This window comes from Rhizobium sp. ARZ01 (genome assembly GCF_014851675.1).
In the GTDB taxonomy this organism is placed as follows: Bacteria; Pseudomonadota; Alphaproteobacteria; order Rhizobiales; family Rhizobiaceae; genus Mycoplana.
In genome coordinates this window covers 208,997-224,064 of the sequence record NZ_JACVAE010000003.1, presented here as the reverse complement: position 1 = coordinate 224,064, position 15,068 = coordinate 208,997, and the positions used below count along the sequence as shown (strand labels likewise).

At 63.7% G+C, this 15,068-nt stretch carries 9 protein-coding genes and 1 riboswitch; of the genes, 3 read left to right on the top strand and 6 right to left on the bottom strand.

Annotation, left to right across the window (positions count from 1 at the left end; translation table 11 throughout):
- Nucleotide 1: 1 nt before the first annotated feature.
- The 4 genes from IB238_RS18445 to IB238_RS18430 form a co-directional block, all read right to left on the bottom strand.
- A complete protein-coding gene (locus tag IB238_RS18445; protein ID WP_192250295.1) occupies nucleotides 2–949 on the bottom strand; it encodes an ABC transporter substrate-binding protein in 948 nt (315 codons plus the stop codon).
- Nucleotides 946–1,728 carry an ABC transporter permease gene (locus IB238_RS18440; RefSeq protein ID WP_192250292.1) on the bottom strand — a complete coding sequence of 261 codons (783 nt, stop codon included), beginning with the start codon at nucleotides 1,726–1,728 and terminating at the stop codon, nucleotides 946–948. Before IB238_RS18440 ends, IB238_RS18445 begins: the two co-directional genes overlap by 4 nt.
- A 146-nt stretch (nucleotides 1,729–1,874) precedes the next feature.
- Nucleotides 1,875–1,977: riboswitch (TPP riboswitch) on the bottom strand.
- A 62-nt stretch (nucleotides 1,978–2,039) separates the two neighbouring features.
- On the bottom strand, nucleotides 2,040–3,437 hold the full coding sequence (locus IB238_RS18435) for an MFS transporter (protein WP_192250288.1): 1,398 nt from the start codon (nucleotides 3,435–3,437) through the stop codon (nucleotides 2,040–2,042).
- Between the two features lie 147 nt (nucleotides 3,438–3,584).
- Nucleotides 3,585–8,375, bottom strand: a complete 4,791-nt coding sequence (locus IB238_RS18430) for an NAD-glutamate dehydrogenase (RefSeq protein ID WP_192250285.1) — start codon at nucleotides 8,373–8,375, stop codon at nucleotides 3,585–3,587.
- A gap of 325 nt (nucleotides 8,376–8,700) precedes the next feature.
- Between IB238_RS18430 and pdxY the strand changes: the two genes are divergently transcribed.
- Nucleotides 8,701–9,576 carry a pyridoxal kinase PdxY gene (pdxY, locus tag IB238_RS18425; RefSeq protein WP_192250282.1) on the top strand — a complete coding sequence of 292 codons (876 nt, stop codon included), beginning with the start codon at nucleotides 8,701–8,703 and terminating at the stop codon, nucleotides 9,574–9,576.
- A 139-nt stretch (nucleotides 9,577–9,715) separates the two neighbouring features.
- The gene (locus tag IB238_RS18420; RefSeq protein ID WP_192250279.1) at nucleotides 9,716–10,357 is read left to right on the top strand and encodes a carbonic anhydrase; all 642 of its coding nucleotides are present in this window, start codon (nucleotides 9,716–9,718) and stop codon (nucleotides 10,355–10,357) included.
- Nucleotides 10,358–10,642: 285 nt separating this feature from the next.
- Here IB238_RS18420 and IB238_RS18415 read toward each other — a convergent pair whose 3' ends face one another.
- Together IB238_RS18415 and IB238_RS18410 are read right to left on the bottom strand one after the other, a co-directional pair.
- A complete protein-coding gene (locus tag IB238_RS18415; protein ID WP_246723721.1) occupies nucleotides 10,643–11,455 on the bottom strand; it encodes a lytic murein transglycosylase in 813 nt (270 codons plus the stop codon).
- A 176-nt stretch (nucleotides 11,456–11,631) separates the two neighbouring features.
- Complete coding sequence (locus IB238_RS18410) at nucleotides 11,632–12,666, bottom strand: aspartate-semialdehyde dehydrogenase (RefSeq protein WP_192250273.1); 1,035 nt, start codon at nucleotides 12,664–12,666, stop codon at nucleotides 11,632–11,634.
- 502 nt (nucleotides 12,667–13,168) lie between these two features.
- Between IB238_RS18410 and IB238_RS18405 the strand changes: the two genes are divergently transcribed.
- Nucleotides 13,169–15,058, top strand: a complete 1,890-nt coding sequence (locus tag IB238_RS18405) for an MFS transporter (RefSeq protein ID WP_192250271.1) — start codon at nucleotides 13,169–13,171, stop codon at nucleotides 15,056–15,058.
- The last annotated feature ends 10 nt before the right edge of the window (nucleotides 15,059–15,068 follow it).

The window sequence follows — 15,068 nt, the reverse complement described above, 5'->3', positions numbered from 1 at the left end:
ATCACCGGATCTCGATCGCGACGTCTTCGATCGCCGGCGCCTCTTCGATCAGGCCGCTCTCTTTCATGAAGGCGCCGAACCGCTCGTACCGGCCCCGGTCGAGCGCGGCCGGCCGCTTGGCAAAGCGCGGCAGCGTGTCGGTGAAGGCCTGGCGGTTCAGTTCGTCGTCGAGGTCGGGATGGGCCTTGATGAAGAGCTGCCAGGCCTCCTGCGGGTGATTGGTGAGATACACGGACGCCTGTTCGACGGCCGCGAGGAAGCGCGGCAGGCGATCGTCGGCGGCAAGGTCCTTGTGCGTCACGAAGATCAATTCGTCGTAAACCGGAACCCCATGCTCCTCCGGGAAGAAGGCGCGGCCCTCGTGGCCTTCGAGCCGCATCTGCGTCAGCTCGAAATTGCGAAAGCCGCCGAGCGTGGCATCCACCTTGCCGCCGATCAGCGACGGCGACAGCGAGAAGTTGACGTTGATGAGCGCGACGTCGTCATTGCTCAACCCATCTGAGGCAAGCATGCGCTTCAGCATCGCATCCTCGAAGCCCGAGACCGAAAACCCGACCTTCTTTCCCTTCAGGTCCTTCAGGCTCCTGATCGGGCCATCGGCGAGCACGGTGACCGTGTTGAGCGGGGTTTCCACCAGCGTGCCGAAGCGCACGAGCGGTAAACCGGCGGCATGGTCGAGATAGAGATTGGGCTGGTAATGTACGCCGATATCGGCCTGTTTCGCCGCAACGAGCCGCGGCACCGCGGATGCATCCGCCGGCGGAACAAGCTCGACGTCCAGCCCGGCCGCGGCGAAAAGACCGCGCTCCTTGGCGATCACCATCGGCGCGTGATCCGGGTTGACGAACCATTCGAGGAGAACGGTGAGCTTGTCGGCCGCCTGCGTCGGGGCGGCCGCTAGAAGCCCCGATAGGGCGACGATCGCGAAGGAAAGGGTGCGTATTTTCATCGTTGAGTTCTCCTGCGTAAGGACGGGAAGGCGGTGGGATCTGTCTCGGCGACCCAGGGGGTGAGGCCGGCGGTGAGGCGGTCGACGGCGATCCGCAAAAGGATGGTCAGCACAGCAAGCATAGCCATGGCGGCAAAGACCGAGTCGGTCTGCATACGGGCATTGGCCTGCACCATGACGAAGCCGAGCCCGGCAGAGGCGCCCACCCATTCGCCGATCACTGCGCCGAGCGGAGCGAGCGGGGCTGCGACGCGAAGGCCCGAGACGAGACCGGGCAGGGCCAGCGGCGCGCGGATGCTGACCAGTGCCTGCCAGTGAGTCGCCGCCGTCAGCGATACCGCGTCTAGGATTGCGCGATCGGTGCGCCGCAGCCCGTCGGCAAAGGCGGACGCCACCGGAAAGAAGATGATGATCGTCGTCATCGCCACCTTCGACGCCATGCCGAAGCCGAGCCAGAGCACCAGGATCGGCGCCAGCACGAAGACGGGAAGGGCCTGCAGGATCAGAACCATGGGCCAGACGAGCTGGCCGACCCGCGGCAGTGCCGCCAGGCCGAACGCCGTGGCGATGCCAAAGACGGTGCCGGACAGAAACCCGGCCAGGATTTCTCCGAGCGTCACCAGACCATGCTCGACGAAAAGGCCGGGACGCTGCGCCAATGCCGCTGCGACCGCCATAGGCGACGGAATCAGGTAGGAGGGGGGATCAAAAAGCCAGACCGCGGCCTGCCACAGAGTGACGAGTGCCGACAGCGCCAGCCCCGCATGTAGGGCCCGCATCTTGTGTCAGACGGCGCGGTCTTGCAGATCAGCTGATAACAGCCGGAGCCTGTTCGAAGTGGTGGGGTAACTAAGCATCATCGATCGATCTCCCGACGTATCATCACGGAGATCCAGGTGAAGCGGAGAATAGAAAGAGACGCCGGCTAAGGCGGTTTTTCCGTTCCTACGCCGGCATGACCCGGATCAGGTTCAAGGGTCCGGCTCACCGCCATCTCAGCATCGTAGGATGCCCCCCTCGGAATGAGGGGAAACTGACCAAGTCCGTTGCGAATGTCAACGGCCGCTGTGGATATCGCGACCGGAAGCCGTTATGCGGCCGCGCGTGTAGCCGGGTCGTGCGCCGGATAGGGCGCCGGCAGCAGGAGAACCAGTCCGACGGCAAGGAAGGCGACAAGCGCCCCCATGCCGAGTGCTGCCGAACCGGTCGCGCTGGTGATCAGGCCGACGGAAAGCGGGGCGGCAAACGAAGTTGCCCGCCCGGTCAGCGCGTAGAGACCGAAATAGCGTCCGGCCTCCTCCGGCGCCACGCTGCGCGCCAGATAGGAGCGGGCGGACGCCTGCACCGGGCCGAAGGCGATGCCGACAAGCAGCCCGTAGACGATGTAGGCCTTCTCCGCCGCCGTGCCGAACAGGCCGCCGGAATCGGCGGAAGAGAGCGGGATGAGCCCGAACAGGGTATGGCCCGGCGCCGTCGAGACGATGCCGAGGGTCGCGATGGTCAGGCATATGAGGCTTGCGACCACCACGCCCTTCGAGCCGAAGTGGCCGTCGAGCCGGCTCGCCCAGAGGCAGCCGCCGATCGCCACCACGTTGAGGATGATGCCGTAGATGCCGAGCTCCATCGTCTGCCAGGCAAACATGCCGGCCGCGAACGTGCCACCCAGCGCCAGCAACCCGTTGACGCCATCCTGATAGATCATGCGGGCAATCAGGAAGCGGACGATGCCGGGACGGCCCTTCAGCTCCGCAAACGTATGGCGCAAGTCCGCAAACCCCGCCGTCACAGCGGGGCCGATCCTCATGCCGCGCCCGCCATCGGGCGTGAACAGGAACATCGGCAGGACGAAAACGAGATACCAGACGGCCGAAAGCGGCCCGGTGATCCGCGCGTCCTCGCCTTTGGCCGCGTCCAGCCCGAACAGCGGCTCGATGCCGAGCGTGGTCCTGCCGGTGTCCGGATTGGCCGCCAGCAGCAGCACTACGCCGATCAGGACGATCATGCCGCCGAGATAGCCGAGACCCCAGGCAAGGTTCGAGATCCGCCCCGCCTCCTCGGGCTTCACCAGTCGCGGCATCATCGAATCGTTGAAGACGATGGAAAACTCGGCGGCGATGGTCGCAAGCACGATCATCGTCAGGGACACGAAAAGACCTGTTCCGGGCGCAGCATACCAGAGCGCCCAGAGAGAAACGATCTGGACAACGGCGAAGAAGCCGATCCAGGGCTTGCGCCGGCCGGTCCTGTCCGCGACCGCGCCGAGCACGGGCGACAGCACTGCGATGATGATGCCGGAGATGGTGAGCGTGTAGCTCCAGGCGGCCTGGCCGGCGACCGGATCCGCCGCCAGCCGCGAGACAAGGTAGGGGCCGAAGATGAAGGTGGTGATGACGGTGAAGAAGGGTTGGGCCGCCCAGTCGAACAGCATCCAGCCCCAGATGCCGAGCCGCCCTGTCCGGCGCCCGCCCGTATCTTGCCTTCCCGTCATTGCCCCTCCGACGCACGCTTGGAGCAGCCGATGCCGGCGATGACGCAAGTCCTGAGGTCAACAGCTCATCATCAGCCGGCTGTCGTTCTATCGGACCGTCTCAAGCGGCAAGAGATGCCGGGCGCCACAGCGCCCGGCGGGACTTTCTCACCTTGCCCGGCCGTGTGCAAGGTCGCTCAGGACGCCCGCGGCGACGGAGATCTTCGCAAGCGTCGCCTCTCCCGCCTCGGTCAACGCACCCAGGCGTCCCGTCACCATGCCCAGCCGCTCGGCGTCGGCCGAGCGCCAGGCCGAAAGCGGGTTCTTGTCGCCCTTGTGCTTGGCGAGCACCGACATGGTGAGTTCGCGCCGCGCATTGGCGATGTCCGAAAGGTTGCGGGCCAGTGCGAGCGACTCGTAAAGGTCCGTCGTCGGAACGCGCCCGGCGGCACCGAGAAGCGCCCCGACGTTGAGCGTTTCGCTGATGCCGGCATAGGTTTGCGCGGTGCGTACGAGATTGTCGGCGGTTTGCGTCGCAATCAGCATGATCTCCGGAACGAAGCTCATGGCGAGCAAATCGGCGATCTCGCCCGCAAGCTGCTCGGGCACGCCCTTGTCCTCGAAGGACAGCGCCTTGCGGCGCAGTTCCTCGCGGGCGGCCTCGGGCATCAGCCCGGCAAGATGCGGCCGTAGCTGCTTGAGGGCCTGCTTCAGCTTGTGCACGGCCGTCTCCATCGGCGCGTTGATGGCGCCGGTGGTCAAGAGAAGGGCCGTGGCATTGGAGAAGATCCGGCCGAGATCCTCGTAGACCTCGTTCTGCGCCGAACCGGCAATCGCATTGTCGAGCGCATCGGCGGCAGCGTATAGCGGAAACAGCTCGTAGCCTTCAAAGGCGAGCATGGCCGCCTTGACGACGTCGGCGCTCGAATAGCCGGTGCCGTCGGTCAACTGGCTGACGAAGGCCGGCCCGCCGCGGTTGATCACGCCGTTTGCCAGGATCGTCGCGATGATCTCGCGACGCAGCCGGTGCGAACGGATGTCCTGCCCATAGGTGCGCTGCATCTTCGCCGGGAAGTATCCGACGAGCGTCGGCTCGAAATAGGGATCGTCCGGCAGGTCGCTGTCGAGGATCTCGTCGAAGAGCACGAGCTTGGCATAGGAGAGAAGCACGCCGATCTCCGGCCGCGTCAGCGGCTTGCCGGCGCGATAGCGCTCGTCCATCACCTGGTCGCTCGGCAGCATCTCGACCTTGCGGTTCAGCTGTCCGGCCGCCTCCAGCCGCGTCATCATCCGCGACAGTCCGGTCCGGTTCGCCTGGCCCTGCCGTTCGCAGAGCGAGATCGCCAGCGACTGCAGGTAGTTGTTGCGCAGCACGAGGTGGGCGACCTCGTCGGTCATCGAGGCCAGCAGCGTGTTGCGCTTCGGCCGGGTCAGCCGCTCCTCGCGCATGGCCGAGGCGAGCGCGATCTTGATGTTCACCTCCACGTCGGAGGAGTTGACGCCGGCGGAGTTGTCGATCGCATCCGAATTGCACCGTCCACCCTTCAAGCCGAAGGCGATGCGGCCGCGCTGGGTGACGCCGAGGTTGGCGCCCTCGCCGATCACCTTGGCCTGCACCTCCTCGCCGGTGACGCGGATGGCGTCGTTGGCGCGGTCGCCCACTTCCGCATCCGTTTCGCTGGCGGCGCGGACATAGGTGCCGATGCCGCCGAACCAGAGGAGGTCGACCGGCGCCTTGAGGATCGCGGTCATGATCTCGAACGGCGTCGCCTTCTGCTTGTCGATGCCGATCGCGGCCATCGCCTCGCTCGTCAACGTCACCGACTTTTCCGTGCGCGGGATGATCATCGCACCCTTGGAAAGGGCGGCGCGGTCATAATCCTGCCAGCTCGAACGCGGCAGCGCGAACATGCGCTTGCGCTCGGCGAAGGAGAGTTCGGTATCCGGGCTCGGATCGATGAAGATGTCGCGGTGGTCGAAGGCGGCGATCAGCCGCGTCTTGCGCGACAGGAGCATGCCGTTGCCGAAGACGTCGCCCGACATGTCGCCGACGCCGACGACCGAGAACGGCGTCTTCTGGATGTCGATATCCATCTCGCGGAAATGCCGCTTCACCGTCTCCCAGGCACCGCGTGCGGTGATGCCCATCTTCTTGTGGTCGTAGCCGGCCGAACCGCCGGAGGCGAACGCGTCGTCCAGCCAGAAGCCGGCCTCCTGCGCAAGCCCATTCGCCGTGTCGGAGAAGGTCGCCGTACCCTTGTCGGCGGCGACGACGAAATAGGGATCGTCACCATCGACCCGCACGGTGTCGCGCGGCGGCACGACGTCCTGCCCCTCGATGTTGTCGGTCACCGAAAGCAGAGTGCGGATGAAGGTCTTGTAGGCTTCCTTGCCGGCGTTGAAGACGGCATCACGGCTGCCGCCGACCGGCAGCTGCTTCGGATAGAAGCCGCCCTTCGCGCCGACCGGCACGATCACGGAGTTCTTGACCTGCTGTGCCTTCACCAGCCCTAGCACCTCGGTGCGGTAGTCCTGGGCGCGGTCGGACCAGCGCAGACCACCACGGGCGACGCGGCCGTAGCGCAAATGCACGCCCTCGACCTCTGCCCCGTAGACGAAGATCTCGCGGAAGGGTTTTGGGTCCGGCAGACCTTCGAGCGCTTGCGGGTCGAGTTTGAAGGCAAGGGTGGCAAGCGGCTGGCCCTCGCCGTCGCGCTGGAAGTAGTTCGTCCGGAGCGTCGACTGGATCGCGTTGATGTAGCGGCGCAGGATCCGGTCCTCATCGAGGCTTGGCACGCCGGCCAGCGCTTCTTCGATCTTGGTGGAGAGTTCGCCCCCGCGCTTGTCGCGCTTGCGCTCGGCAATACCAGGGTCAAATCGCGTCGAAAATAGCTGGAACAGGTCGGCGGCGATGAGTGGGTACTTGTTCAGCGTATCGGCGATATAGTCCTGCGAATAGGCGATCCCGGTCTGTCGCAGGTAGCGCGCATAGGCACGCACCACCATGATCTCGCGCGCATCGAGGCCGGCCGTCATCACCAGTCGATTGAAGGTGTCGTCGTCCGTGCGGCCGTGCCAGGCCGACAGGAAGGCTTCCTTCAGAACGCCTGCCAGCTTCGGCAGGTTGATGTCCAGCCCGTCGCGATGGCGCAGTTCCATGTCGTGCAGCACGACGAGGCGCCGCGAACCGTCCTCCTGCACGACCTCGATGTCATGCGTCTGCTCGCTCACCACGTTGAAGCCGAGATTTTCCAGAAGCGGCACGCGCCGGGAGAGCGACACGGCGTCGCCCGCATGGAAGATCTTCAGCTCGAGCGTCTTCGTGTCGGTGTTGTCGGCCTTGCGGTAGAAGGCGATGTGGATCGGGTCGGCCTCGGTCGCCGCCTCGAAGATGCCAAGGTCGGCGTGGGCTTCCGCCGGGGTGAAGGCCTCCTGATAGGCCTGGGGTGCGATCAGCTTGGTCGCATCGACTCCGGCCAGCGCCTCGAAGCGGTCGCTCCAGCGGGTCGCGATGTCGCGGATCGCCAGTTCGAGCTTCTTCTGCGGGATGCGCGGCGTCTTGCCGCCGGAGCGGCCGATGATGAAGTGGACGCGCGCCAGCCCGCCCTCGGGGAAGGCCGGATAGTAGGCGGAGACGCGCCCGTCATAGACCATCTTGAGGTACGCGCCGATCTTTTCGCGCACGTCCGAATCATACTGTTCGCGCGGCACGTAGACGATGACCGAGACGAAGCGGTCGAAATGATCGATGCGCGGCAGCACGCGGATCCGCGGCCGATCGCCGAGCTCGTTGATCTGTTCGCAGAACGTCGCAAGCAGCCCTGTATCGATTTGGAAGAGGTCGTCGCGCGGATAGGCTTCCAGCGTGTTGATCAGCATCTTGCCGGAATGGCTCTGCGGATCGTAGCCGAAGTGGTCGACGATCGCCTGGACCTTGGAGCGCAGCAGCGGAATCTGCGAGGCGGCGTGGGTGTAGGCCGTGGATGTGAACAGGCCGACGATCCGGAGTTCACCGGTGACGTTGCCGTCCGCATCGAAGCGCTTCACGCCGATGTAGTCCATGTAGGCGCGGCGGTGGACGACCGAGCGCACGTTCGCCTTGGTGACGATCAGGAATTCGGGCCCCTCGAGGAAGGCGAGGATTTCGGGCGTCGTCGTCACGGCGTCCTTGCCGAGCCGCAACACCCGCACATCCGGATCGGAGAGGATGCCGAGCCCCTTGCCCGTGCCGCGCTCGACCAGGGCCTTTTCACCCTTTCCGCTATAAGTGTACTCGCGCATCCCGAGGAAGGTGAAGTTGTTGTCGCGCAGCCAGTCCAGGAAGGCAATGGCCTCATCCTTGTCGGCCTGACGGCGTGTGGACCCGTTCGCCCCCATCTCCGCGACGGCAAGCGCAAGTGTGTCCATCATCGGCTTCCAGTCGCCAACAGCCAGATGCACCTGGGAGAGCACGTGGCGGATACGCTCGATCAGACCTGCCGCCTCGGATGCGCCCAGGGCGGAGAGATGGATCTCGATGTGGCTGACGCGATGGATCGGATCACTGGCCTCGTCCGGAGAGAAGAGTTTTGGCTCCTGGTCCGGTTCGATCACCAGGATCGGGTGGACCGCGAGATGGATGTCGCGGTGCGTGCTCGTCACCTCCCCCATCACCGAGTCGTACAGGAAGGGCTGGTTACGGTCGCTCACCGACAGGATCGAGACCGGCGTTCCTTGCGAGGCGACGGCGATATTGGTGACCGTCACGCGCGGTTCGCAACCATCCCAAGCAAAGATCTCGGAATAGGCGTGAGCGGCGGTCGCTGCCAGCATCTCGGCGCTATAGATGTCGAGATCGTCGTTGCTGGCGCGTCCGAACAGGATCGCGGGATCGATGAACTTCTCTCCTCGCTTCACCGCGGCGACCGTTGCCGCTTCGATCTGTTTCTCTCGCCTGGTATTGCTGCTGCGCGTTGTCATGAAACTCCCCCAAAATGGTTGTCAGGAGCCTATCAGAAGAGAAATTCTCCCCGCGAGGTTTTTGTCGCTATTCGGCTGAATTCAATCGATTTTGTCCAATAAAACCCAAAACTGGCGGCAAATCCCGCAAAAAATCGGGAAAATCTTGAAAAATCCGGTCAAAAAGCGCGGATTTCGCGCATTTCTGCTTTGTCCGAAATCTATCCCAACCCAGTTTTCGGCCCGCCGGAGAGCGCATTTTACCGTCCGCACAACATTTTCTTGCAGACCGTCGATGCATGGTCCAATGGAAATGATCGACAAGTCAGACGCGGGGAAGCATCGAATGATCGAAGGTGAAAAGGGCGCGGTCCTTGTCATATCGAGCCATGTCGTGCGCGGAACGGTAGGAAACCGTGCCGTCGTCTTCGCGCTGGAAACGCTCGGCCATCCTGTCTGGGCCGTTCCCACCGTCATCCTTCCTTGGCATCCCGGACATGGCCGGGCGACGCGCGTTGCAATCGACGCAGCCGATTTCGATGCACTCATCGACGACCTGATACGGGCCCCATGGCGTGGTGAGATCAAGGCCGTACTGACCGGTTATATTGGCGATGCCGCGCAGGCGGCCTCGATTGCCCGCCTCGTGCGCGCCCTCAAGACCGAGAACCCGGACATCCACTATCTCTGCGATCCCGTTTGCGGCGACGAGGGCGGCCTCTATGTGCCGCTCGCCACGGCCGAGGCGATACGGGACGAACTCCTGCCGCTTGCCTCGGTCGCGACCCCGAACCGTTTCGAACTCGCATGGCTTGCCGGAGCGCCGCTTGAGACGAATGCCGCGATCATGGAGGCGGCATTGTCGCTTGGACCATCACGCATGCTCGTCACCTCGGCCGTACCGATGATGGCGGGAAGCACCGGAAATCTCTATCTGTCCGGACGCACGGCGTTGCTTGCCGAGCATCGGCAAGTGCCCAATCCGCCGAACGGTACGGGCGATCTCGTCGCCGCACTCTTCCTGTCGCGGCTGCTCGACGGCCTGCCTGAAGAGCGGGCCTTGCACCTTGCCACCGCCAGCGTTTTCGAAATAGTCGCACGCAGTTCCAAGCGCGGTGCAGACGAGCTGACCCTCGAGCAGGACGCTTCGAGCCTGTCAACGCCGATGGCCATGGTGCAGATGCGCCGCCTCGTCCATCCCGGTGCGAAACGAACACGGTGAGCGGCCGGGAGGCGAACGCCGGTCGTGTCGGCACAAGGGTGCGGACGATGAAAATGTCAGGGTTGCGCTCCCGGGCCATGCCCGATAGAGCATTTTCGCACTTTCTACTCATTCGTCATCGTACGGGAGTATCGACCAGATGCATCGCTTTCCTGACCACCTTCTGACCGGCTACCAGAACTTCATGGAAGGGCGCTTCAGCGAGCAGCAGCAGCGCTACAAGGGGCTTGCCGAGACCGGCCAGAAACCGAAGACGATGGTGATTGCCTGTTGCGATTCGCGCGCAGCCCCGGAAACCATCTTCGATTGCGGCCCCGGCGAACTCTTCGTGGTGCGCAACGTCGCCAATCTGATGCCGCCCTACGAGCCGGACGGTCACTATCATTCGACCTCGGCCGCCCTCGAATTCGCCGTTCAGTCGCTGCGCGTCTCCGACATCGTCGTCATGGGCCATGGCCGCTGCGGGGGCATCAAGGCCGCGCTCGATCTGGATGCCGAGCCGCTGTCACCGGGTGATTTCATCGGCCGCTGGATGAACCTGCTGAAGCCGTCAGCCGAACAGATCCAGAGCAATGACGTGATGACCGCGGCCGAGCGCCAGCGGGCGCTGGAACGCGTCTCGATCCGCAACTCCATCGCCAACCTCAGGACGTTCCCGTGCGTCCAGATTCTCGAACAGCGCGGCAAGCTCAACCTGCACGGCGCCTGGTTCGACATCTCCACCGGCGAACTCTGGATCATGGATGCCAAGACCGGCGACTTCGGCCGGCCCGGAATGTGAAAACGCCCCACGCGTTGCCAGGTCAGACTGCTGACAAACGTTCCTAACCGAAAACAGCCTCTCTTCCGTCGCCCCGGACTTAATCCGGGTCCAGCCGCGCCGCGCCGTGTCCACGGCGCGAAAGCGTCTTTGCGCTCAATACTTTGAGTACGCTGGATGTCGGATCAGGTCCGGCATGACGGATTTATCGAAGCTATTCGAAAAAATTGAGGAGGCAAGAAAGGCATTGGCAAGGCCCCGAGCCCGGTGCTTTGCCGTTTCTCTAGTACTGGCGATCCGTTGGCGTCATTCGCCGTCGATCTCCGCGGCGATGATGGCGATCGCCCGCTGATAGACGTTGGCTGCATTCCAGCCCTGGATTGCGGCGAAGTTTGCCTCACCCGGCTGATAGCCAGCGCCGGCGCTCCAGCCGTGACCGCGCAGGAAATTTGCGGTCGAAGCGAGCGCGTCTGCCTTTGAGCGGACGAGATCGATGTGGCCGTCGCCATCGCCGTCCACACCGTATTTCAGGACGTTGACGGGCAGGAACTGCGTCTGGCCGATCTCGCCATGGGCGGCACCCCGCGCCTGCGTGCTGAGCGTGCCGTTCTGCACGAGGTTCAGCGCCGCGTAGAGCTGATTGGTGAAATACTCGGAACGCCGGCAATCATAGGCGAGCGTGGCCACGGCCGAAAGCGTGTGCTCCTTGCCCAGGAAGCCGCCGAAGCCGGTTTCCATGCCCCAGATTGCGATCAAGGGGCCGGCCGGGACGCCGTACTGGCTCTCGATACGGGCAAACAGAGCGGCATTCTGCTTTCGCAATCCCTTGCCGCGGTTGATGATCGTCTGTCCGCCACGCTTCTGCATGAACTGGTCCAGCGACAGCTTGAAGCTCTTCTGACCACGATCGGCGCGGATGGTCGCCTTGTTGTAGCCGACTTCGGCGAAGACCCTGTCGAGCGTGCGCGGGCTGATGCCATTGCTGGCGGCTTCGCCCTTGAACTCGTCTACCCAGGCAGGAAAACCGGCTGCGTTGTTGCCGCATTGCGCGGCCGCCGCCACCGCAGGGATGGCCGCCGTCAGTGCAACCGCCGCCAACCCCTGAAACATCCTTTTCATCAAGCCCATCAAATCAACTCCAAGATCTCGAATCGCTTTGCTACCGCAACATGCCAATGCCGTCAGACGATTGCCGGGCATCAAACCCGCCCCGATGTCTCGATCAAGGCAAACGTCCCGCACCCGTCTGACGGTGGAGGCGGGACATTTATTTTCGTGTACTTCCGCTATTGCGCTCAGGCTGCCTGCTTCTTCGCCTTGATCAGTCCGCGGTTGACGAGCAACTCGGCGATCTGAATGGTGTTCAGCGCGGCGCCCTTGCGCAGGTTGTCCGAGACGACCCACAGGTTGAGACCGTTCTCGACCGTCGCGTCTTCACGGATCCGCGAGATGTAGGTCGCGTCCTCGCCAGCCGATTCGTAAGGCGTGATGTAGCCGCCGTTCTCGTGCTTGTCGATCACCTGGCAACCCGGCGCCTCGCGCAGGATCTCGCGCGCCTCCTCGGCGGTGATTTCCTTTTCGAACTCGATGTTGACCGACTCCGAATGACCGATGAACACGGGCACGCGCACGGCCGTGCAGGTGACCTTGATCTTCGGGTCGAGCATCTTCTTCGTCTCGGCCAGCACCTTCCACTCTTCCTTCGTGTAGCCGTCTTCCATGAACACGTCGATGTGCGGGATGACGTTGAAGGCGATGCGCTTGGTGAACTTCTTGCTCTCGATCGGGTCGGCGACGAAGACGGCGCGTGTCTGGTTGAACAGCTCGTCCATGCCTTCCTTGCCCGCACCTGACACCGACTGGTAGGTCGAGACGACGACGCGCTTGATCGTGGCGCGGTCGTGCAGCGGCTTCAGCGCGACGACGAGCTGCGCGGTCGAGCAGTTCGGGTTGGCGATGATGTTCTTCTTCGTGAAGCCGGCGATCGCGTCCGGGTTCACTTCCGGCACGATCAGCGGCACCTCGGCGTCGTAGCGCCAGGCCGACGAGTTGTCGATGACGACGCAGCCCTGGGCGCCGATCTTCGGCGAGTACTTCAGCGACACCGCGCCGCCGGCGGACATCAGGCAGATGTCGGTGTCGGAGAAGTCGTAGGTTTCGAGATTGTGCACCTTCAGCGTTTTGTCGCCGTAGGAGACTTCCGTGCCGACCGAGCGGCTGGAGGCGAGCGCCACGACCTCATCGGCCGGGAAGCCACGCTCCACCAGGATGTTCAGCATTTCCCGTCCGACATTGCCGGTAGCGCCGGCGACTGCAATCTTGAAACCCATGTATTTGCTCTCTTTCTCTGCCTCTCCTCGGTTCCTTGAGGGGAAACCCGACAGCCACGGCGCGGGTTTCTGGTCCCCGGCCTTGCCGGGGAGAGAGCGGCGGGCCAGAGACGTCAGACGGTTTTCGTCGTCGTTTTGGCCACAGTTTTGGAAGAAGCGGGCGAACGCCGTTCCTGCCCGGCGTTTTCCGCCAGGAGGCTGCAGTCAGCGAAAATGAAGTCGCGGCAAAGCATGGACGTTGTCCTTTTCCGGGGGCTGCTATTAAGCGATTTTCCCCCGGAGTCAAGGGACGCGGGGGCGAGAACGCTCAACTTGCTGATCACGTTCGCGTCGATCTGACGCATCGGCATTAGACTAAAGTCATAATCCCAAAGCCGAGCAGCGCCTCTGCCGCTTTTCTGCCATCTTGCAAGAATGCGCACCATGTTTGCCCAGCCGAGGAGGATCGGCGGTCAACCGAAAAGGGCGCTCTGGAAAGCCGTTTGAATTGGAGGATTTCACAATGGCCAACACCGCGACTGCTGACGGTGCGAAAGCCCGTCCGATGACGGGAGAGGAGAAGAAAGTCATCTTCGCCTCGTCGCTCGGTACCGTCTTTGAATGGTACGATTTCTATCTCTACGGTTCGCTCGCCGTCTACATCGGCGCGGCCTTCTTCAGCTCTTATCCGGAAGCCACGCGCAACATCTTCGCGCTTTTGGCCTTTGCCGCCGGCTTCCTGGTCCGTCCGTTCGGCGCGCTCGTCTTCGGCCGCCTCGGCGACCTCGTCGGCCGCAAGTACACCTTCCTAGTGACGATCCTGATCATGGGTCTGTCGACCTTCCTCGTCGGCCTCCTGCCCGGTGCCGCCTCGATCGGCATCGCCGCCCCGATCCTGCTGCTCGTCCTGCGCATGCTGCAGGGTCTGGCGCTCGGCGGTGAATATGGCGGTGCCGCCACTTACGTGGCCGAGCACGCGCCGCACGGCCGTCGCGGCTACTTCACCTCCTGGATCCAGACGACCGCGACGCTCGGCTTGTTCCTGTCGCTCGTCGTCATCCTGGGCGTCCAGTTCGCCCTCGGCAAGGAAGCCTTCGCCGCCTGGGGCTGGCGCATTCCGTTCCTGGTCTCCGTCGTTCTTCTCGGCGTGTCCGTCTGGATCCGCATGAAAATGAACGAATCGCCGGCCTTCAAGAAGATGAAGGAAGAGGGCAAGACCTCGAAGGCGCCGCTTTCGGAAGCCTTCGGCCAGTGGAAGAACGCCAAGATCGCGCTTCTCGCACTGTTCGGCGCCGTCGTCGGCCAGGCCGTCGTCTGGTACTCTGGCCAGTTCTACGCACTGTTCTTCCTGACCGGCGTGCTGAAGGTCGAAAGCCAGTCGGCCAACATCATGGTCGCCGCTTCGCTGATTCTCGGCACCGGCTTCTTCGTCTTCTTTGGCTGGCTGTCGGACAAGATCGGCCGCAAGCCGATCATCATGGCCGGCCTGCTGCTCGCCATCCTGACCTACTTCCCGCTGTTCAAGGCACTGACCTGGGCCGGCAACCCGGCGCTCGCACAGGCACAGGCAACGGTCCGCGCGACCGTCACCGCAGCCCCCGGCGACTGCAAGTTCCAGTTCAACCCGACCGGTACGGCGAAGTTCACCACCTCGTGCGACATCGCAACCGCCTTCCTCACCAAGAACTCGGTGCCCTATGACGTCGTGACGACGGCCGCGATCGGCACGCCGGCAACCGTGAAGATCGGCGAGACCGTCATCAGCAGCTTCGACGCCATCGCAGCCGGCGACCAGGCCAAGGCCATGACCGCCGCCTTCGAAAAGCAGACCAACATCGCGCTACATGATGCCGGCTATCCGCTGGTTCGCGCAGCCGCCAAGGTTCCGGATGCAAAGCTCGACGCCTTCGTCGCCGCCAACCCGGAACTCGCCCTCGATGCCGCGGCCATCCGCGCCGGCGAGAAGACGACCATGACGGGTGCGGACCTTGTCGCCGCCAAGCTGCTGACCGCAGACGAGGCAAACGGCGTCAACGACATGGCAGTCTTCACCATTGCCAATGGCGGTGCCTTCGCGATGGTCGCCGATCCGGCCGCCGTCAACTGGACCAAGATCATCGCCGTCCTGACCGTCCTCGTCATCTACGTGACGATGGTCTACGGCCCGATCGCAGCCCTGCTCGTCGAACTGTTCCCGACCCGCATCCGCTACACCGGCATGTCGCTGCCCTATCACATCGGCAACGGCTGGTTCGGCGGCCTGCTGCCGGCCACGGCCTTCGCAATGAGCGCGGCCCAGGGCGATATCTACTACGGCCTGTGGTACCCGATCGTCTTCGCGGCGATCACCCTCGTCATCGGCATCCTGTTCCTGCCGGAAACGAAGGACCGCGACATCAACGCCATGGATTGAGCTCCCCCGA

What these genes read in the sequence shown, in the direction of transcription:
- IB238_RS18420 (WP_192250279.1), top strand. Translation starts at nt 9,716, where the DNA reads ATGCATCGCTTTCCTGACCACCTTCTGACCGGCTACCAGAACTTCATG.
- IB238_RS18415 (WP_246723721.1), bottom strand. Translation starts at nt 11,455, where the DNA reads ATGAAAAGGATGTTTCAGGGGTTGGCGGCGGTTGCACTGACGGCGGCC.
- IB238_RS18435 (WP_192250288.1), bottom strand. Translation starts at nt 3,437, where the DNA reads ATGACGGGAAGGCAAGATACGGGCGGGCGCCGGACAGGGCGGCTCGGC.
- IB238_RS18430 (WP_192250285.1), bottom strand. Translation starts at nt 8,375, where the DNA reads ATGACAACGCGCAGCAGCAATACCAGGCGAGAGAAACAGATCGAAGCG.
- pdxY (WP_192250282.1), top strand. Translation starts at nt 8,701, where the DNA reads ATGATCGAAGGTGAAAAGGGCGCGGTCCTTGTCATATCGAGCCATGTC.
- IB238_RS18440 (WP_192250292.1), bottom strand. Translation starts at nt 1,728, where the DNA reads ATGCGGGCCCTACATGCGGGGCTGGCGCTGTCGGCACTCGTCACTCTG.
- IB238_RS18445 (WP_192250295.1), bottom strand. Translation starts at nt 949, where the DNA reads ATGAAAATACGCACCCTTTCCTTCGCGATCGTCGCCCTATCGGGGCTT.
- IB238_RS18405 (WP_192250271.1), top strand. Translation starts at nt 13,169, where the DNA reads ATGGCCAACACCGCGACTGCTGACGGTGCGAAAGCCCGTCCGATGACG.
- IB238_RS18410 (WP_192250273.1), bottom strand. Translation starts at nt 12,666, where the DNA reads ATGGGTTTCAAGATTGCAGTCGCCGGCGCTACCGGCAATGTCGGACGG.